We start from the raw sequence: 18,507 nt of genomic DNA on the forward strand, positions 1-18,507 counted from the left end.
AAAGTTTTCTGGCGAATTCAATTATACCTTATCTTCATGCTGTTTGTTTTTCATACCACAAAGATCAACACGCCCTAATAAATACTACGTTTTATTTAAGGGCGCATAATATATTTTTAAACTAATAAAGTTGCTTATAGCGTATTATAGTAGCTCATTTATTATTAATATTAGGCTTAAGTAAAAGTACGCTAGCCTCACAAATTTGATTAACAAGGAAGTTGTATAGATGAAGTATTTTGTTTTAATTTCTATTTTAATTCTTAGTGGGTGTACATCAACACCTAAAGTTATATCTAACTCGGATATAACCAGCACTATGAATTTAATTGCCCTCACCGAAGAAGTCGCTCCTGCAGGAATAAAAGGCGTATTTAAGTTATCAATAAAGGCGGCGGGCATTCAAAACAGTGGTATCTATTTAAATACAGAATTGGATTATAGAGATAGAAGAAATGTGAGTGTCGCTATTCACCCTAGAACAGTAAATGCTTTTATAAAAAAGTATGGAACTTCGCCCGATTTATATTTTATTAATAAAACAGTTGAAGTTACGGGCGAGGCTAAACGTATGATAATTGATTTTTACGCTATGGGTAAAAAAACAGGAAAGTACTATTTTCAAACGCATATAAATATAACATCACTCAATCAGATAAAAGTATTGGACTAGGTGAGTTATTAAATAAGCTATAATTTGTCGGGTGGCGCTGCGTTTATCCGACTTTAGCTTGTACCCTGTTTTTATTTTAATATCGCTAATATTGGCTTTTCAAGCCGCAATTTAGCAACTAATTTTACGCTATATATCTGCAATCCTTAATAACAAAAGTTGTAATAAAAGCCGTATATTAAGCGCAATTTAGATTCTTCCTTTATGTTACCTGCCTCTGAGGCGCTATGATCTTTAGCGTTACTTTGTTTCTAATTTTTAACATTAAAATTTACTCGTTACGAGTAAAAATTCTTGTTGGACTTAAACCGCTATTTTTCTTTTAATGCGCGCAATTAGCCAGTTCGGCATTTCTAAATAAAAGAGAAAGATAAATGAAAGAAACAACATCACTAGAACAAGCTCGTACGAGCTACAATGTTCGTCATTGGAGCCAAGGTTTTTTTGGTATTAATGAACAAGGTGATGTATATGTTGCCCCTAAAGCCGATGCGCCAGAGCAAACTATTGCACTGACGGACATTGCTAAGCAACTAGAAGATAAAGGCTTAAGTTTGCCTGCATTAGTACGTTTTCCGCAAATATTACATCATCGTGTGCACAGCTTATGTGCTGCATTTAATACCGCGATTGCAGATTACGGCTACCCTAAAGATTATTTATTAGTTTACCCAATTAAAGTAAACCAACAGCGTGAAGTGGTTGAAGAAATTGTTGCCAGCCAAGCACAACTAGAAAAAAAACAACTAGGTTTAGAAGCAGGTAGCAAACCAGAGTTATTAACCGTACTTGCATTGGCTGAAAAAACCAGTGCGGTGATTGTATGTAACGGTTACAAAGACAAAGAATATGTACGCTTAGCGCTAATAGGCGAAAAGCTAGGCCATAAAGTATACATAGTGCTTGAAAAGCTCTCTGAACTCGACATGGTTCTTAGCCAAGCTAAAGAATTAAATGTAAAGCCACGCATTGGTATTCGCGTGCGCTTGGCATCGCAAGGTAAAGGTAAATGGCAAGCAAGTGGCGGCGAAAAATCAAAATTTGGTTTATCGGCATCACAAGTTTTGCATGTGGTTAATCGTTTGAAAGAATCGGATCAACTTGATTTAGTCCAGTTGGTGCATTTTCACTTAGGTTCGCAAATGGCGAATATTCGTGATGTACGTTTAGGTGTAAGCGAAGCAGCACGTTTTTACTGCGAGTTACGTAAACTAGGTGCAAAAATTGAGTGTCTTGATGTGGGCGGTGGTTTAGCTGTTGACTACGATGGTACTCGTAGCCAGTCACATAACTCAATGAACTATAGCTTAGCTGAATACGCTAACAATATTGTGTACACCATAGGCGACATTTGTAAGCAGTATGAACAGCCGTTTCCAACTATTATTTCGGAGTCGGGGCGGGCATTAACCGCGCACCATGCTGTGCTTATTTCAAATGTGATTGGTACTGAAAGTTATACACCTGAAGAAATTGAAGCACCGGCTGATGATGCCCCGCAGTTACTTAAAAATATGTGGATGTCGTGGCAGCAATTGCATGTATTAACTGATGACCGTGCATTAATTGAGATTTATCACGATAGCCAAGGGGATTTAGCCGAAGCACATAATCAGTTTGCAATGGGGTTACTAAACTTAACCCAGCGTGCGTGGGCTGAGCAAACAAATTTACGCGTGTGTTATGAGCTTAATAAGCACATGGACAACAAAAACCGTTTTCATCGGCCAATAATTGACGAGCTTAATGCACGTTTAGCCGATAAGTTTTTTGTAAATTTCTCGTTGTTTCAATCACTGCCAGATGCGTGGGGAATTGATCAGGTGTTTCCGGTGTTGCCATTAAGTGGCTTAACCGAAGCGCCAAAAAAACGTGCAGTATTACTGGATATTACTTGTGATTCTGACGGTGCACTTAATCATTATGTTGATGGTCAAGGCATTGAAAGTACACTACCAGTACCTGAGTTTAGTGCAGATAAACCATATTTAATGGGGTTTTTCTTGGTGGGTGCTTATCAAGAAATATTAGGTGATATGCATAATTTATTTGGCGATACGCACAGCGCTATGGTGAATATGGATGAGCACGGCGTAGCCAGCATTACCGAAATAAACCAAGGCGATACAGTAGCCGATATGATGCGTTACGTGCATTTAGACGTTGAGAGTTTTCAGCAGTCGTATCAGCAGTTGGTAAGTAGCAAAATTGCAGAACACGAACAGCAAAGCGTTTTAGACGAATTGCAAAATGGCCTTGATGGCTACACTTATTTAGAAGAGCTATAAGTATGTCGACTTTGTTTGATCATCCAGATCACTCATTGTATTCCAATGGGATGACCTTTTTACGTTGTCCTATGGTGCAAAATATTACCGCGATTGACGCTGATGTAGTAGTGCTTGGTTTACCATTTGATATGGCGACCTCGGGCCGCCCAGGTGCACGTTTAGGCCCAGACGCGATTCGTCGTGCATCGGTGCATTTAGCGTGGGAAGGCACTAAGTATCCATGGACGTTTCCATTATTTGAGCATTTAAAAGTGGCCGATGCTGGAGACTTTACTTATCCGGTAGGCGACGCTGAGTATTTTACGGCGCAGCTTGAACAAGCCGCGAGTAAAATATTAAGCCAAGGTAAAACCTTGTTAGGGCTAGGTGGCGATCATTTTGTGACTTTACCATTGCTACGTGCGCATGAAAAACAACATGGCAAAATGGCTTTGGTGCACTTTGATGCCCACACAGATACTTACAGTAATGGCTCACGCTACGACCACGGTACCATGTTTTATCATGCACCAATGGAAGGGTTAATTGATTTAGAGCACAGTATTCAAATTGGTATTCGCACCGACTTTGATCAAAGCAAGCATGGGTTTGCAGTGATTGATGCCATGCAAGCCAACGATTTATCGGCAAACGATATTGCTGCGCAAATAATTGCGCGAGTAGGCGATTTACCGGTTTATTTAACCTTTGATATTGATTGCCTTGATCCTGCGTTTGCACCTGGTACAGGCACTCCCGTGTGTGGTGGTTTAACATCAGACAAAGTGCTTAAAATATTACGTGCTTTAAAAGGCATTAATATGGTAGGTATGGATGTAGTAGAAGTATCGCCAGCGTATGATCAAAGTGAAGTAACCGCCATTGCTGCAGCAACCATTGCGCATGAGCTTTTGCACTTATGGGCATATAAAAATAAGTATTAAACTAAAGAAAATACTAATGAATAGGGCACCCTTAAAGCGTGCCCTATTTTTTTGCGTCCCATAAAAGTAGTATAATTTTTTAGTCGTGTTTATTTAATACCGTTATGCAGTAATTTGGTGTTATTTAACCTGAATTTAGGTTATTTACATATCATTCTATTATAAGCTCGTCAGGCTCAGTCTATACTGAGCTTAATTATCCACTTATAAAAACTAAAATAGGATACCTTTTTATGCTTCAGGCTGTTGTTTTAGGAGGGCTAGAATTTAGTCCTTTGGTTGTTTATTTTCCCATAGCATTTTTATTAACAGCGCTGAGTCGTTTTATTTTGCACCGTTTAGATTGGCACGATCGCATTTGGCGGGTTGCCTGGTTTGAGGTGTCTTTATTTGTATGTTACTTAGCATTAACCGTATATTTATTAAGTGGAAGAATAATTTAATGGCCAAATATTTACGTATTTTAGTTACAGTACTGGTTATTTTTATGGCCGTATTTGCAGGGCGTTGGGTATGGAATGATTACATGCATACACCATGGACCCGCGATGGCCGCATTAGAGCCAATATAGTTACGGTAGCGCCAGATGTGTCTGGTTGGGTAACTCATTTAAACATGATTGACGGGCAAAGTGTAAAGCAAGGGGATCTGCTTTTTAGTGTTGATGCTAAGCGTTATCAGGCAGCGCTAGAGCGCAGTAAAGCCAGTACCGAAAATGCATTATATACCTGGGAGCTTGCTAAGCATAAATACGAGCGTCGAATAGCATTAAACAGCCAACAAGCAATTAGTGAAGAAAGTTTAGAAGCAACGCGAATTAATACAAAAATAGCAAAAGCAAACTATGAACTCGCTAAAACAGAACAAGCAGTAGCGCAGTTAAACCTTGATAGAACCCAAGTTGTTGCACCTGTGTCGGGTTACATAATTAACTTAGATTTACGCCAAGGCAATTATGTTGCTCAAGGCGTGTCGGTATTTGCCATTGTACAAGCAGACTCTTTTTATGTAACCGGCTACTTTGAAGAAACCAAAATCCCTCTTATTCATTTAAAGCAACACGCAAATGTAGCTTTGTTAAGTGGTGGTAAACCTTTAACTGGTCAGGTAATGAGTATAGGTAAAGCAATTGCTAATACTAATACGCAAAGTAATGGCCAGCGTTTACCACAAGTTCAGCAAACCTTTAACTGGGTACGCTTATCGCAGCGCATTCCGGTGGATATTAAATTAGACGCGTTTCCTGCAGATACTCAGCTTAGTGCCGGAATGACCGCAACTATTCGACTTGTTGAGCGCTAATGGAGGCTGTGCTGCGTAACCCGTTTTTACCTAAAAAGCAGGCTGTTATTTTTGCACTAAAAGGCGTAATTGCTATGGCAATGGCGCTTACAGTTGCTTTGTTTCTTAATTTAGATCGCCCTTACTGGGCTTTAGTTTCAGCGGTGTTTTTACAAATACGCCCAGAGAGTGGCTTAGTGGCCGAAAAAGCTCTGTGCCAAATAGTAGGCACTGTTATAGGCGGCTTGTTTGGCATATTACTATTAACGCAGCTCATATCTTACCCTTACTTAGCACTGGGCATACTGGGGTTGTGGCTGGGTATTAACTCAACGTTATCGGCTTTGGTTAGGCAAACAAATTTTATTTATGGGTTTGCTATGGCGGCGGTTACCGCCGAAATTATAGTGTTACTGGTAATAGCAAGCCCTACCACCGTAAGTAGCCAAGCTGTATTTAGTATTGCCCAATCGCGTATGAGCGAAATTATAATTGGCTCAATTTGCGCCGGCATTGTGAGCCATTTATTTTGGCCAGTAAAAGTGAAAAATGGGCTGCAAATTCAGGCAAAGTCATTAATAAACCAAACCCTTAATTACCTAGTTACTGAGCTAAACATACAAGGCTCGCACGAAGAACGACACCAGCAAATAGATGGCATTTTGGCAACCTTAGGCGCAGTTAACGAAGATTCTAGCGCGGTGCGTTACGAAGGCCCTAAAGGTCCTGGGCGCGCTCGTGCAGCAAATCAACTGTCGCAAAAAGTATTATCTTTACTGGCGTTAATTCAAATATTTGGCCGTTTACAACGTAGCCATACAAAATTGATGAGCCCGCTACTGACTCAATTATTTACTCAGCTCAAACAGGTTTTAGCAAATATAGCGCAAGCAAACAGTGTTGATGATTGCATAGAACAAGTAAAAAACTTGCGCCGAGAGTTAACCGAATATCGTGCGAATAACAGCAGTGAGCTGCCCTTTGAATCGCATATGCTCAATGTTAGTGTTGATATAACCACAGAGTTAACAGTGTTGCTGCGTGCTTATCGCGCCCTTGAAGAGCGCGATACAAGGCTGCTAAATGCACCTAGCACAGTAACTTACCGTGATCCGTTAGCGGCAATAATTGTTGGGTTTCGCACCGTTATGGTGTTTTTTATTGGCGCGTGTATTTGGGTAAGCACAGGATCGCCGGCAGCAATAATGATTATGATTTTACCGGTGATATTTTCAATTATGTTAGCGCGTTTTCCACTCATTGTTTTGCGTGTGGTGTTAAAGCGGATAATGATTGGAGTTGTGGTTGCTAGTTTTGTCAGTATTTTTTATGCACTTAACTTATTAGCCTACAGTGGTGGGCAATTAGAAATACTCATATTGGTATTAGCTGGCCCTTACTTTATTGGTTTATTACTACTTGCCGATAGAGAAACCCTGCCTTACGGATTAGGCTTTTGTATACCGTTTTCTATTTTGGTGAGCCCAAGTACCGATATGAGCCGAGCATTTTCAATTGATTATACGCTGAGTGCGGCAATGGCTATTTTTACTGGGGTAGCTATTTTATTTTGGGTTTTTCATTTAATTACAGGGCCAAGCGCCCAGTTATTAGTGCATAGAATTTTTAAAGCAACCCATCAAGACCTGCTCGATATTAATAAACACAGTGCGCCTATTGTTTGGTATAACCAGCGGATGGCCGACCGATTATTACGACTCACTCATTACGACCAAGGTTCGCAGTCTCGCGCTATTACTGACTTGGCATTAACCGCATTAAATTTAGGCCACGCAGCAGTGCGATTACGCTCTGTGTGCGAAAACGTAGCAGGTAAAGATCTAAAATATTTTGCACTGTGGCAGCATGCTCTTGCCGATGCATTTTTGCTGGCAAGTAAAGGTCAAGTTGATCAGCGGTTTAAACATGCATGCGACGCGTTATATCAAGAGTTAGTGTGTATATTAGGAGAGTCGCAGCAGGTTGAGGCAATACAAGGAATGTTTATGCGGATTAACTTAACCTTTGAGCGCAGCGCCAATAGTATTAAGACCCCAAACTCACTACTTTAGCTATTTTTCGAGTTCAGAAGTCGGTATGAGATCTGCTATACTGTGCGCATCATTTTATGGGGCTGTTATGATTTCAAAAAACCAACTCAAACTTATTCGCCAACTTGGCCAAAAAAAGTACCGCAAGCAATTTAATCAATACCTTGTACAAGGTGAAAAAAACGTACTTGAGTTATTAAACAGCCCATTAAAGGCGGTTGATATATTTGCTACCGAGGCATTTATAAATACCTATCAAGCACAGTATTTGGGTATTAATTTTATTTGCGCCGAGGAAGAGCTGCTAACAAAAGCAAGTACGCTGGTTAGTAACAATGCCGCCATTGCTATTGTAAATATGCCACAAGCAGCACAACTACAAACCAGTGGCTTAATATTAGCACTTGATGGTGTATCTGATCCGGGCAATTTAGGCACTATTATTAGAGTTGCTGATTGGTACGGTATTAAACATATTGTAACCAGTACAGATAGCGCCGATGTATACAACCCTAAAACAATTAGTGCCACTATGGGCTCGTTTGTAAGAGTGTCGGTAAGCCAAGTCGATTTACCTGCGCATTTAGCCACATTAAAATTACCAATTTATGGTGCCTTTTTAGACGGGGAAAATGTGCACAACACCCAATTTACAGGTTCAGGCGTGTTATTAATGGGCAGTGAGTCGCACGGTATACGCGAAGCGTGTGCCAAATTAGTAACTGATAAAATAACCATACCGGCTTTTGGTCAGGCTGAGTCGCTGAACGTGGCTATGGCAACCGGTATTATTTTAGATAATTTTAAACGCCAAGCTTAAAACTAAAGCAAGGTTAATGTTTATAACCAATAATATTCGGTAATAACAAAAAGATGCGCTTAAGCACTATAAAATTGGCAGGCTTTAAATCGTTTGTAGAGCCAACTAAAATTCCATTTCCTGATCAAATGACCTGTGTTGTAGGCCCTAATGGCTGCGGCAAGTCTAATGTTATTGATGCAGTGCGCTGGGTGCTTGGCGAAAGCTCGGCTAAAAATTTACGTGGCGACGCCATGGCCGATGTTATTTTTAATGGCTCAACTAATCGTAAAGCTATTTCGCAGGCCTCGGTAGAGCTTACTTTTGATAACGACAAAGGCGACTTTCCTAATACCTTTGCCGATCGTAATCAAATTGCTATAAAGCGTTTAGTTACTCGCGATGGTCAGTCGTTGTATTTTTTAAATGGCAGTAAATGCCGCAAACGCGATATTACCGATATATTTTTGGGCACAGGCCTTGGCCCACGTAGTTACGCAATTATTGAGCAAGGCATGATCTCGCGCTTAATAGAGAGTAAACCGCAAGAGCTTAGGGTGTTTTTAGAAGAAGCCGCCGGGGTATCTAAATACAAAGAGCGCCGCCGCGAAACGCAAACTCGAATAAAAAGCACCCGTGAAAACTTAGAGCGCTTACTCGATGTACGCAAAGAGTTACAAAGTCAACTTACTAAGTTAGCGGTGCAGTCGGTTGATGCTAAAAAATACCGCGAGTTAAAAGCGCAAGAGCGAACGTTAAAAGGGCAAATTGCCGTTTTAAAATGGCAAAAACTACACCAACAACAACTCGAAAAAAGCCAACAAATAAATAAATTAAATGAGCAAGTTACGTTTTTTAAAACGGCCCATTCTGGCCACGACGACGTACTTGCAAGCTTAGAAACCCAAGTACAAGCCTCGCAAGAAAGCGTAAGTGATGCACAACAGCAACAACATGTAATACACACTGAGCTTACGCGATCTGAGCAACAACAAATAAGTATAAAACAACAAATTCAAACGCTTAAAAAAAATCAGATTACACTACAGCAGCGCCAAATGCATAGTTTAGAGCTTAAAACGCAGCAGCAAACAGTGTGTGAACAGCTAGAACACGCTTTGCAGCAGGCAATAGAAAACAATTTAATGCGTAATGAGCAAGTAAGTGAGTTAAGCCAAGAACTTGAGAGCGCTTTAGAGCTAAAGCAGCAACACACCGAAGATTGGCAATCGCTTAGTGAGCAACTGCTGCAACTTAATAATAAGTTGCAGATGCAAGCAAATAATATTGAACAAACTCAGCAACAAAGCAAACACGTTAATCAACAATGTGAGCAGTTAAATAAGCAAATTACACATCTAAAAAGTGGCGATGTTGAACAGCAGTTAGCTTCTCAAAAACAACAAAGGCAAGTACTTACTCAAGAGTTAGCAACTAAGCAAACGGCGCACAGTAAAGGCCAAATGCTGCTTTTAGAGCAAAGTTCGCAGTTAAACAATGCCGAGCAGCAATATAAGCAACTTAGCCAGCAAGCTAACGAGCTAAAAGCCAGTATCGCAGGACTAAGCAGTACATTAGGGCTAGATAATGAGAGCGAGCACCACAACACCTTATTTAACCAATTAAAGGTTAAAGACGGGTTTGAGCACTGTATTGAACAAGCACTTAAATCGCTTGAGCATTTAAATGTAAGTGAGCAGTCGGCAAATAATAGTGTGTGGCATATCGCATCAACAAAAAGCAATCAGGCAAATGTAAAAAATAGCTTAGCGGCATTTATAACTCAGGGGGTTTACCCTGAAGTATTGAGCCGTATTGCTTATAGTAAAAGCGGCGAACTTAAAGCATTAGAGGATAATTTTTATATTGCCGTAATGGATGAAACCGCCGCTTTGCATGGTCGGAACTGGCATATAAGCTCAGATCGAAATGCTGAAAACTCATTACTGGTAAAGCACAAGCAATTGCAGCTTAAAACAGCGCAGCTAAAAAATGTAGAGGGTGAGTTACAACTCGCAGCCCAAGTGCTTGAGCAGCAAAAAGCACTGCAAAGTGAGCTTAGTACGCAGCAAAGTGAACTTAAAGAAACCATACATCAGCTGGCTCAAAATATTGCCGTAGCGAGTACGCGCAACGATATGTTAAAAGAGCAAGTAGCGCAGTACCAGCAGCAATTGCAACAGTACCAAACGCAACAACAGCAATTAGTTATGCAGTTAGCACAAATGAAAGGGGTGCTTAAAGATCAAACAGTGCAGTTTGAAACACTTAAGCAGCAACAGTTAAGTTTAAGCAGTGATCTTGCTACTGCAAATAACAAGCGCACCCACAGTGATACAAATTATAGCCAAGTATTAGCTAGGCTTGAGCAATATAAAACGCAAGCCCATCAAGCAACGCTTGCAGAGCAACAGTCACGTAGCGAGTGGCAATTAAGCCAAGCTAAACTAAGCCATGCAGAGCAAGCGCATTTAAGTGCAGAGCAGGGTGCAAAAGAGTTACACGATCAATTAACCCAGCTGCTAATACCCGAGCAAGAACTACTTGAAAAAATAGCCCAGTTACTTAAACAGCATGCGCAAGGCGAGAAAAACTTAAACACATTACAAAATAAATTAAACCAAGCAAAAGAGAGCTTAAGCACGAAGCAAGCGAGTCTTAAAAGTTCACAAGGTGAGCTGGTGGCGCTACAAGAGCAGCATCAAAAATTAAGCATAGAAGAGCAAAGTTTATTAATAAAAGCACAGTTGGCGCTTGAACCGCTAGAAGAGTTAAAGCAAAACCTAAAGCAGGTGCTTGATGAGTTACCAGAAACACTCATTATAAGCACAGCACAAAATAAACTCGCAGATATTGTTAATCAGTTGGAGCGCTTAGGTGCGGTAAATTTAGCCGCTATTGATGAGTTTGATCAAGCCAAAGCGCGCAGCGAATATCTTGATAATCAATTAGATGACTTAACAAAAGCGCTGAGTACCCTAGAAGGGGCTATTCGTAAAATTGATATAGAAACCAAAACTCGCTTTAAAGCGACCTTTGATCAAGTTAACCAAGACTTTGCAAAGCTATTTCCAAAGGTTTTTGGTGGTGGAAGTGCTTATTTAGAATTAACCAGTGACGATTTACTCGAAAGTGGTGTTAGTATAATGGCACGACCACCAGGTAAAAAAAATTCAACAATTCATTTGTTAAGTGGTGGAGAAAAAGCGCTGAGCGCATTATCATTAGTGTTTTCTATATTCAGGCTCAATCCAGCTCCATTCTGTATGCTGGATGAAGTAGATGCACCGCTAGATGATGCCAACGTGGTACGTTTTTGCCGTTTGGTTGAAGAAATGTCACAATCGGTGCAGTTTATTTATATTAGTCATAATAAAATTGCGATGGAAATGGCTGGTAGATTAACAGGTGTTACCATGGCTGAGCCAGGTGTGTCGCGCGTAGTGGCAGTAGATATTGAACAAGCTGTGCAACTTGCACAGGCATAGTTAAATTAAACGTATTAGGTTTTAACTAATACACAGGTTTAGGCATATAAAATAAAAAAGGTGAGGGGATGGCCGAAGAATTAAGATGGGTTTTAATCGTGATCAGTGTATTTGTCATAGGTGGCTTATTAGTACACGGTTTATGGTCAGTGCGAAAAAAAGACAACCCAGAAATACCTGCTAACGAGCGGGTCGAACCACAACACACAGCTCACTCTCATTCGCCAAGTGCAGAGCCCGCACAGAGCGTTGCCTTTGAGCAAGAAGAACCACAATTTGGTGAACTAAATTTTGATGCCAACGAGCCGCAAATAGATACTAGCGTGCCAGAAGTGCCAATTGAAGATGACCTTAGTGTAATTGAGGCAGAGCATGACCTTGAGCCAAGCGAAGAGCCTGCAGAGGTTTCAGACTTTGTGATTGTGCATATTCAAATGCCAGATGGAATGAGCATGCAAGGCAGTAAATTATTGCCCGCGGTAAACACCTTAGGGTTTAAATACTCAGAGGAAGGCTTTTTTAATCGTCATTTAGATCCAGCAGGCCAAGGCCCGGTATTATTTAGACTAGTAAATATGTATAACCCAGGTACCTTCGATATTGATAATATGGAACAATTTAGTACCGCAGGCGTTAGCTTATTTATGACCTTACCGTGTGAAGGTGATGGCTTAGCAGCATTTAATATGCTGCACAGTGCAGCTAAAAAGCTTAGCGACGAATTTGGTGCGCAAATTTTAGATGCGCAGCGTGAAGAAATGACCGTAGATCGCGTTCGTCAATATGTTGAACAGGTACGTGCATTTTCTGCGTAATTAACGCAATAGGTTAAATTTTTATAAGCCACTGGGCGTTGACTCGTCAAAGTGGCTTTTTTTATGTTTTTTGAGGTCAAAATGGCAAGCAGCATTAGTGAGCAAATAAACCATCTTCGTAGTACGCTTGAACAGCACAGTTACAATTATTATGTACTTGATACCCCCAGTATTCCTGATGCTGAATACGACCGTTTATTACAACAACTCAGCGCACTAGAAACTCAGCACCCAGAATTAATAACTGCCGACTCACCAACCCAAAAAGTGGGCGGTGCTGCGCTAAGTAAATTTGAGCAAGTAGCGCACCAAGTGCCTATGTTATCGCTTGATAACGCCTTTAGCGAAGATGAGTTTATTGCCTTTAATCGCCGTATAAAAGAGCGTTTAATGAGTACCGAAGAGCTTACTTTTTGTTGTGAGCCAAAACTAGATGGCTTAGCTGTGTCGATTATTTATCGTGATGGCGTACTAGTGCAAGCCGCGACCCGAGGTGATGGGTTGACGGGAGAAAATGTAACTCAAAACGTTAAAACAATTCGTAATGTGCCACTTAAATTACGAGGTAGCGATTATCCTGCTGAACTAGAAGTGCGCGGCGAAGTGTTTATGGATAATGCAGGCTTTGAAAAGTTTAACATTGAAGCTGAAAAACGTGGTGAAAAAGTATTTGTAAACCCACGCAACGCCGCCGCAGGTAGCCTGCGCCAGCTTGACTCTAAAATTACGGCTAAACGCCCACTGATGTTTTATGCCTACAGCACAGGTCTTGTAGCCGACGGTAGCATTGCAGAGGATCATTATCAGCAATTAGAAAAGTTGACTGATTGGGGGTTACCACTTTGCCCTGAAACAAAATTAGTAGAAGGCCCACAAGCTGCACTGGCTTATTATACTGATATTTTAACGCGCCGTGGCGAGCTTAAATATGAAATAGATGGCGTGGTAATAAAAATAAATCAAAAAGCCTTACAAGAGCGTTTAGGCTTTGTAGCACGCGCTCCGCGTTGGGCTATTGCCTATAAGTTTCCGGCCCAAGAAGAAATAACCAAATTACTCGATGTAGAGTTTCAGGTGGGGCGTACGGGAGCAATTACACCCGTTGCACGCTTAGAGCCGGTATTTGTTGGTGGTGTTACTGTATCAAACGCTACCTTGCACAATGGCGATGAAATAGCGCGCTTAGGCGTAAAAGTGGGCGACACGGTAATTATTCGCCGTGCAGGGGACGTAATTCCACAAATAACGCAAGTAGTACTTGAGCGCCGCCCTGATGATGCCCGCGATATTGAGTTTCCGGTAACTTGCCCAATTTGTGACTCCCATGTAGAAAAAGTAGAAGGTGAAGCCGTAGCGCGTTGTACTGGTGGTTTAGTGTGCCCGGCGCAACGTAAACAAGCGATTAAACACTTTGCTTCGCGCAAAGCACTCGATATTGACGGCCTTGGCGATAAAATTGTTGATCAACTCGTCGACAGAGAGCTGATTAAAACCCCTGCAGATTTGTTTATTTTAAAGCAAGGACATTTTGAATCGCTTGAGCGTATGGGGCCAAAGTCGGCTAAAAATTTGGTTACTGCGCTTCAAGACGCTAAAGCAACAACTTTGGCTAAGTTTTTATACTCATTGGGTATTCGTGAAGCAGGTGAGGCAACCACACAAAATTTAGCTAATCATTTCTTAACCCTTGAAAACGTAATAAATGCCAGCATTGATAGTTTAACTCAAGTAAGTGATGTGGGCGAAATAGTAGCAACCCATGTACGTAGCTTTTTTGCCGAACAGCATAATTTAGATGTTGTAAATGCGCTGGTAGAGCAAGGTATTAATTGGCCTGAACTTACTCCACCTTCAGCGCAAGAGCAGCCATTAGCTGGCCTTGTTTATGTGCTTACCGGTACCTTAAACACATTAAACCGTAATGACGCCAAAGCACGTTTGCAACAGTTAGGTGCTAAAGTGTCGGGTAGTGTGTCGGCTAAAACCGATGCGTTAGTAGCAGGCGAAAAGGCCGGCTCTAAACTAACTAAGGCACAAGACTTAGGTATAGATGTACTGACAGAAGAAGATTTAATTAATTTATTAGAGCAACATAATGGCTAATTTATTAAATATATTAAATTCACTTTTAATTAACGTAGGGCAGTGGCTGCATAGTTATTTATATAATTTATCTATGCTGATAATGGTGTGCTTAGTGTCTTTATACGCAGGCGATATTATAAAGCTAACCAAAGGGCTGGTTGCACGTCGTCATTTTATAGTAAGAGTGCTGTGCTTTGTATTGATCACCGCCTTTGGATTTGGTTTTGTGGTTGTGTGGCTTAGCCCGCTACTGATTAAGGCGTTATTATTTTTTGGCACTAAGTGGTTAGGTGTTACCTTGTTAGCAGCATTTTTTATATTGGGCACTATTGCCGATAGGAAAAATCAATTATGAGCCGCTATGGCCCAGAGTACTGGGATAAGTACGGCAGTTACCGTACACCCATCGCCTTTCATTTAAGTGTGCTGGTATTGTTACGAGCTTACTTTATTTGGATAGTGGCAGGGTTAAGCCGACGCCCAGAATTGGATTTGATGTCGATATTTTTTAAATCTAAAAACGATTTTTTTATTGCTATTGCCATTGGCGCTATAGCCATAGTACCAATTATTTTATTTTGTTTGCGTCGACCCCGCGAGTCTCATAAAAGTAGTGAACGCTTAGCTAAAATTTGGCGTTATATGCGCTGGCCTCTTATTTTGTGTGCGGTAATAGACTTAACTTGGTTAAGTATTCAAGCGGCTCATAGCTATTATCATTTTTCGTTATTTTTAGCGATTCAAATGGTGGTTGTATTATGGGTGCTGTGGTACTTAGCTAAAAGTCGTTATTTAACAGTGTTTTTTAATGATTGGCCTGAGCCTACCGAAAAAGCCGCAGCAGAAAAACGCCTTAATAAGGATTAAAAGTGGACGCTATAAATAAAAAAATAGCGGTGGTGGTGCTGTTTATAGGTGTGGCGCTTAGTGTGCTAATGCTAACTACAAAGCTTACAGAGCAGCCTTGGTTTATATTTTTATTTGTCTTATGGGTATTTGTTTTTTGCTCTTGTTGTTACCGATTAACCCCACTGTTTAAAACACGAAACCAAGTTAATGATTTTATTAAGCGCGATGCAAAACATTTAGTATTGTTTAGCTTAGCGGGATTTTTTGATAAAAAATCTGGCCCGCAGTGGTTAGCAATTAAAAATATTAAGCACCTTTCAACCCGCAATAATGAACTGCTAGTACACAGCTACCAGCAAACGCAATTTAGTATTAGTTTACCTGCGTCAAAAGTAGAGCTAGATGCTTTTTTACAGCAGATACTGACTAATTCAGAAAGACGAAGTATTACATTTGATTAAGTTGATCTTAAGCAAATGTAATAACGTAATAATTAACCAATCAAGCATTTAAAGAGGCTGTTATGTTGAAGTGGAATGATGTTATTAATTTTGCCAATAATGGCAATCCAACGCCGCCGAAAAAGGTTATTAAAACCGACGCTCAGTGGCAAGAGTTATTATCTGAAGATGCCTATTACGTTACTCGTAAAAAAGGCACTGAGCGACCGCACAGCTCCGGTAGCTGCACATTGTTAGAGCCAGGCAAGTATGTATGTATATGTTGCGATAACTTATTGTTTGACGCAGATGAAAAGTTTGATAGCGGTACGGGTTGGCCTTCGTTTACAAAACCCGCAACAATAGAAGCTGTTGCCTATATTAGTGATAACACTCATGGGATGCAGCGTATTGAAGCAGTATGTAATGTGTGCGATGCGCACTTAGGTCATGTGTTTCCTGATGGCCCATTACCGACTGGCCTGCGATACTGCGTTAATGCCGCGTCAATGAAAAAGCTTTAACGCGTTTAGTCGGCTTGAATATCTAGCTGCATATCTTTTGCTTTATGCAAAATTTTATTTAAACGCTGCGCCTGATCTGCAGGTAGTTTAGCTTTGCTCAGTAAGGCGTAGCATTTTTTAGCAAGCCCCATATTAAACGAATCCCCCCCTTGTTGCTTGGTCGAATCAAACAAGCACTGTAATAAGTTAAGTGCGATACTTTGATTACGAGGCATCACCCTAAATGCTTGAGTAAACGCTTCTAGTGCCGTATTTAATTGCCCTCTATTAAATTGATTCACAGCATGGTTGTTTAACTCTTTAGGCCCCATTTTAATATCACGACGCTCGCTTTGCTGTTGTTGAATATAACGTAAATAGGTTGTGTCGCTTACACTTGGATGACGCTGACAATGCGTAATTATTTGGGCAAATAAATTTTGAGCTTTTTGATGAAAGCCTAGTTCGTGAAATGCTTTTGCTTTATCGAGTGCGCCGTCTACAGAGCGAATTTGTGTATCATCTTCATCAAGCTGCTCTATTAGTCGCTTAGCTTTTTGATGTTCATCTTTTAAGTAGTGTAGGCGTGCGTTTAATACATCGATTTGCGCCTGGTTTACATTATTAGGAAACTGCTTTTTTAAATCATTAATATATTGATTAGTTTGGCGAGAAATTCGTTGTATTTGATCCGTTTGATCTGTGGTTAGCGCAAAGTCGATACCGGCACGCGCCGCATTTAAATAAATATCTGGGCTATCGTGAATTGAGTATTTTGCATAGCTTGCAATATCTTTTTGGGTTAAATAGCTCTTTTCATAATCGTGATTAATTAACGATACATTACTCAAAGACTTTTGACGCATAATATTAAGAGGAGCAATATCCGCAGCCTGGCTTAAAAACTCTTGTGCGAGCTCAAATTGATTAAGTTTTATTTCTAAACGACCTAATAAATCAAGCGCGATTAAACGAGTTTCGTTGCGCTCTAACATGGTTTTAAGCATGCGCTGGGCTAAAATATGTTCATTATTTTCTATCAGTGCTTCTACTAAACCTACTTTAGCCCATGCAAATTTTTGGATATCGAGTACCGACTTAAAAAAGTCTTTGGCCTCTTGGTTACGATTAAGGCGTAGTAGGGCATCACCTTTTAATCGCAGTAAAATAGGGCTGTAGTTGTTGTTTTTATTTAATGCTGCACTTATGTACTTAAGTGCTTTGGAATCATTACCGTCATCAATAAAATTGTAAACTGTTTGTAAATCACGTTTACGTTTTAAAATACGCTCTATACGTATTTTAAGCTCTTGTGCTGTAAATGGTTTAACCAAAAATTCATCGGGTTGTAATTCAAGAACACTATGTACAAGCGAGCCACTTGTTTCTGCAGAAATAAAAATAAACCCAGTGGAGCTTTTAATTAACTGCTTTATTCGCAATTCCTCATAAAGCTGATAACCATCTTGATGCTTATTTAGATTGAATGAGCATACAATTAAATCAAATTGCTCGTTTATACACTGCTCTTTTGCCGAGTTAGCATGATCTGCAAATCGTAACTGTCCAAAGCCAAGCTTTTCTAGCGATTGTTTCATATAGCTTTGGGCGAGCGGTTGCTCCTCCACTATAAGTATTTTGGCTGTTGAATAGATCTTTGTTGGCATTTGGCTTAACAGTGATTACGTTTAACACAGACTATAATCAACAGTTTAGCTGCTTACAAGGGAATTTAGGTTATTACTCAACTTTATTAAGTACTTAATATGCATTCATAGGCTTATATGTGGTGGGTGATACTGGACTTGATGCCAGCGACCCTTGCCATTCGTTCTAAAGGGCGGCGATGCTCTTTTTCTTTCAACTGAGCTAATTGCCCAAAAGGATTTATATATTATTTAAGTATTTGATGGAGATATTAAGGTATACCAAGAAGTATTTTATGGAGATATTAAGAAATGTTTATATGTGGTGGGTGATACTTAGTTTGATACCTGCGACCCTCGCCATTCGTTATAAAGGGCGGCGATGCTCTTTTTCTTTCAACTGAGCTAATTTCCCAAAAGGACTTTTATATTATTTTAGTATTTTATGGAGATATTAAGAAGTGTTTATATGTGGTGGGTGATACTTAGTTTGATACCTGCGACCCTCGCCATTCGTTATAAAGGGCGGCGATGCTCTTTTTCTTTCAACTGAGCTAATTTCCCAAAAGGACTTTTATATTATTTTAACCTGAATCTCGTTTAAGAAAATTGAACTAAATGCCTGTTCCGAGATCCGATCTTTCGACCAAGAACGATTGGAT

Annotated in this window: 15 protein-coding genes; 14 read left to right on the forward strand and 1 reads right to left on the reverse strand. The window is 40.3% G+C overall.

Annotated features, from left to right (window positions below; all coding sequences use genetic code 11):
* Positions 1-229 precede the first annotated feature (229 nt).
* The 14 genes from HC000_RS16460 to msrB all read left to right on the forward strand — a co-directional run bounded on the left by HC000_RS16460 (position 230) and on the right by msrB (position 16,220).
* Positions 230-673 (forward strand): hypothetical protein, encoded by a 444-nt coding sequence (locus HC000_RS16460; protein WP_011327760.1) that lies wholly within the window; start codon positions 230-232, stop codon positions 671-673.
* Positions 674-1,047: 374 nt separating this feature from the next.
* Positions 1,048-2,961 (forward strand): biosynthetic arginine decarboxylase, encoded by a 1,914-nt coding sequence (speA, locus tag HC000_RS16465; protein ID WP_011327761.1) that lies wholly within the window; start codon positions 1,048-1,050, stop codon positions 2,959-2,961.
* Positions 2,962-2,963: 2 nt separating this feature from the next.
* The gene (gene speB, locus HC000_RS16470) at positions 2,964-3,887 is read left to right on the forward strand and encodes an agmatinase (RefSeq protein WP_011327762.1); all 924 of its coding nucleotides are present in this window, start codon (positions 2,964-2,966) and stop codon (positions 3,885-3,887) included.
* Positions 3,888-4,120: 233 nt separating this feature from the next.
* The gene (locus HC000_RS16475) at positions 4,121-4,330 is read left to right on the forward strand and encodes a DUF1656 domain-containing protein (RefSeq protein WP_011327763.1); all 210 of its coding nucleotides are present in this window, start codon (positions 4,121-4,123) and stop codon (positions 4,328-4,330) included.
* Positions 4,330-5,190: an HlyD family secretion protein gene (locus HC000_RS16480; protein WP_086997979.1), complete on the forward strand. Its 861-nt coding sequence runs from the start codon at positions 4,330-4,332 to the stop codon at positions 5,188-5,190. The genes HC000_RS16475 and HC000_RS16480 overlap by 1 nt, the downstream gene beginning before the upstream one ends.
* A complete protein-coding gene (locus HC000_RS16485; protein WP_179808205.1) occupies positions 5,190-7,241 on the forward strand; it encodes an FUSC family protein in 2,052 nt (683 codons plus the stop codon). The genes HC000_RS16480 and HC000_RS16485 overlap by 1 nt, the downstream gene beginning before the upstream one ends.
* 67 nt (positions 7,242-7,308) lie before the next feature.
* A complete protein-coding gene (locus HC000_RS16490) occupies positions 7,309-8,040 on the forward strand; it encodes an RNA methyltransferase (protein ID WP_179808207.1) in 732 nt (243 codons plus the stop codon).
* 53 nt (positions 8,041-8,093) lie between these two features.
* Positions 8,094-11,507: an AAA family ATPase gene (locus HC000_RS16495; protein ID WP_179808209.1), complete on the forward strand. Its 3,414-nt coding sequence runs from the start codon at positions 8,094-8,096 to the stop codon at positions 11,505-11,507.
* Between the two features lie 68 nt (positions 11,508-11,575).
* The gene (zipA, locus tag HC000_RS16500; protein WP_179808210.1) at positions 11,576-12,322 is read left to right on the forward strand and encodes a cell division protein ZipA; all 747 of its coding nucleotides are present in this window, start codon (positions 11,576-11,578) and stop codon (positions 12,320-12,322) included.
* 81 nt (positions 12,323-12,403) lie between these two features.
* On the forward strand, positions 12,404-14,425 hold the full coding sequence (gene ligA, locus HC000_RS16505; protein ID WP_011327769.1) for an NAD-dependent DNA ligase LigA: 2,022 nt from the start codon (positions 12,404-12,406) through the stop codon (positions 14,423-14,425).
* Positions 14,418-14,762 carry a DUF3392 family protein gene (locus tag HC000_RS16510; protein WP_179808212.1) on the forward strand — a complete coding sequence of 115 codons (345 nt, stop codon included), beginning with the start codon at positions 14,418-14,420 and terminating at the stop codon, positions 14,760-14,762. Before ligA ends, HC000_RS16510 begins: the two co-directional genes overlap by 8 nt.
* On the forward strand, positions 14,759-15,274 hold the full coding sequence (locus HC000_RS16515; RefSeq protein ID WP_011327771.1) for a DUF2919 domain-containing protein: 516 nt from the start codon (positions 14,759-14,761) through the stop codon (positions 15,272-15,274). Before HC000_RS16510 ends, HC000_RS16515 begins: the two co-directional genes overlap by 4 nt.
* A 2-nt stretch (positions 15,275-15,276) precedes the next feature.
* Positions 15,277-15,717 carry a hypothetical protein gene (locus HC000_RS16520; RefSeq protein WP_011327772.1) on the forward strand — a complete coding sequence of 147 codons (441 nt, stop codon included), beginning with the start codon at positions 15,277-15,279 and terminating at the stop codon, positions 15,715-15,717.
* A 62-nt stretch (positions 15,718-15,779) separates the two neighbouring features.
* Positions 15,780-16,220, forward strand: coding sequence for a peptide-methionine (R)-S-oxide reductase MsrB (gene msrB, locus HC000_RS16525; protein WP_179808214.1), 441 nt, complete (start codon positions 15,780-15,782; stop codon positions 16,218-16,220).
* A gap of 5 nt (positions 16,221-16,225) precedes the next feature.
* Here msrB and HC000_RS16530 read toward each other — a convergent pair whose 3' ends face one another.
* On the reverse strand, positions 16,226-17,866 hold the full coding sequence (locus HC000_RS16530) for a tetratricopeptide repeat-containing response regulator (RefSeq protein WP_179808216.1): 1,641 nt from the start codon (positions 17,864-17,866) through the stop codon (positions 16,226-16,228).
* Positions 17,867-18,507: the final 641 nt, after the last annotated feature.

The organism is Pseudoalteromonas sp. MIP2626, assembly GCF_013414205.1.
Classification (GTDB): domain Bacteria; phylum Pseudomonadota; class Gammaproteobacteria; order Enterobacterales; family Alteromonadaceae; genus Pseudoalteromonas; species Pseudoalteromonas nigrifaciens.

What these genes read in the sequence shown, in the direction of transcription:
- HC000_RS16460 (WP_011327760.1), top strand. Translation starts at nt 230, where the DNA reads ATGAAGTATTTTGTTTTAATTTCTATTTTAATTCTTAGTGGGTGTACA.
- speA (WP_011327761.1), top strand. Translation starts at nt 1,048, where the DNA reads ATGAAAGAAACAACATCACTAGAACAAGCTCGTACGAGCTACAATGTT.
- speB (WP_011327762.1), top strand. Translation starts at nt 2,964, where the DNA reads ATGTCGACTTTGTTTGATCATCCAGATCACTCATTGTATTCCAATGGG.
- HC000_RS16475 (WP_011327763.1), top strand. Translation starts at nt 4,121, where the DNA reads ATGCTTCAGGCTGTTGTTTTAGGAGGGCTAGAATTTAGTCCTTTGGTT.
- HC000_RS16480 (WP_086997979.1), top strand. Translation starts at nt 4,330, where the DNA reads ATGGCCAAATATTTACGTATTTTAGTTACAGTACTGGTTATTTTTATG.
- HC000_RS16485 (WP_179808205.1), top strand. Translation starts at nt 5,190, where the DNA reads ATGGAGGCTGTGCTGCGTAACCCGTTTTTACCTAAAAAGCAGGCTGTT.
- HC000_RS16490 (WP_179808207.1), top strand. Translation starts at nt 7,309, where the DNA reads ATGATTTCAAAAAACCAACTCAAACTTATTCGCCAACTTGGCCAAAAA.
- HC000_RS16495 (WP_179808209.1), top strand. Translation starts at nt 8,094, where the DNA reads ATGCGCTTAAGCACTATAAAATTGGCAGGCTTTAAATCGTTTGTAGAG.
- zipA (WP_179808210.1), top strand. Translation starts at nt 11,576, where the DNA reads ATGGCCGAAGAATTAAGATGGGTTTTAATCGTGATCAGTGTATTTGTC.
- ligA (WP_011327769.1), top strand. Translation starts at nt 12,404, where the DNA reads ATGGCAAGCAGCATTAGTGAGCAAATAAACCATCTTCGTAGTACGCTT.
- HC000_RS16510 (WP_179808212.1), top strand. Translation starts at nt 14,418, where the DNA reads ATGGCTAATTTATTAAATATATTAAATTCACTTTTAATTAACGTAGGG.
- HC000_RS16515 (WP_011327771.1), top strand. Translation starts at nt 14,759, where the DNA reads ATGAGCCGCTATGGCCCAGAGTACTGGGATAAGTACGGCAGTTACCGT.
- msrB (WP_179808214.1), top strand. Translation starts at nt 15,780, where the DNA reads ATGTTGAAGTGGAATGATGTTATTAATTTTGCCAATAATGGCAATCCA.
- HC000_RS16530 (WP_179808216.1), bottom strand. Translation starts at nt 17,866, where the DNA reads ATGCCAACAAAGATCTATTCAACAGCCAAAATACTTATAGTGGAGGAG.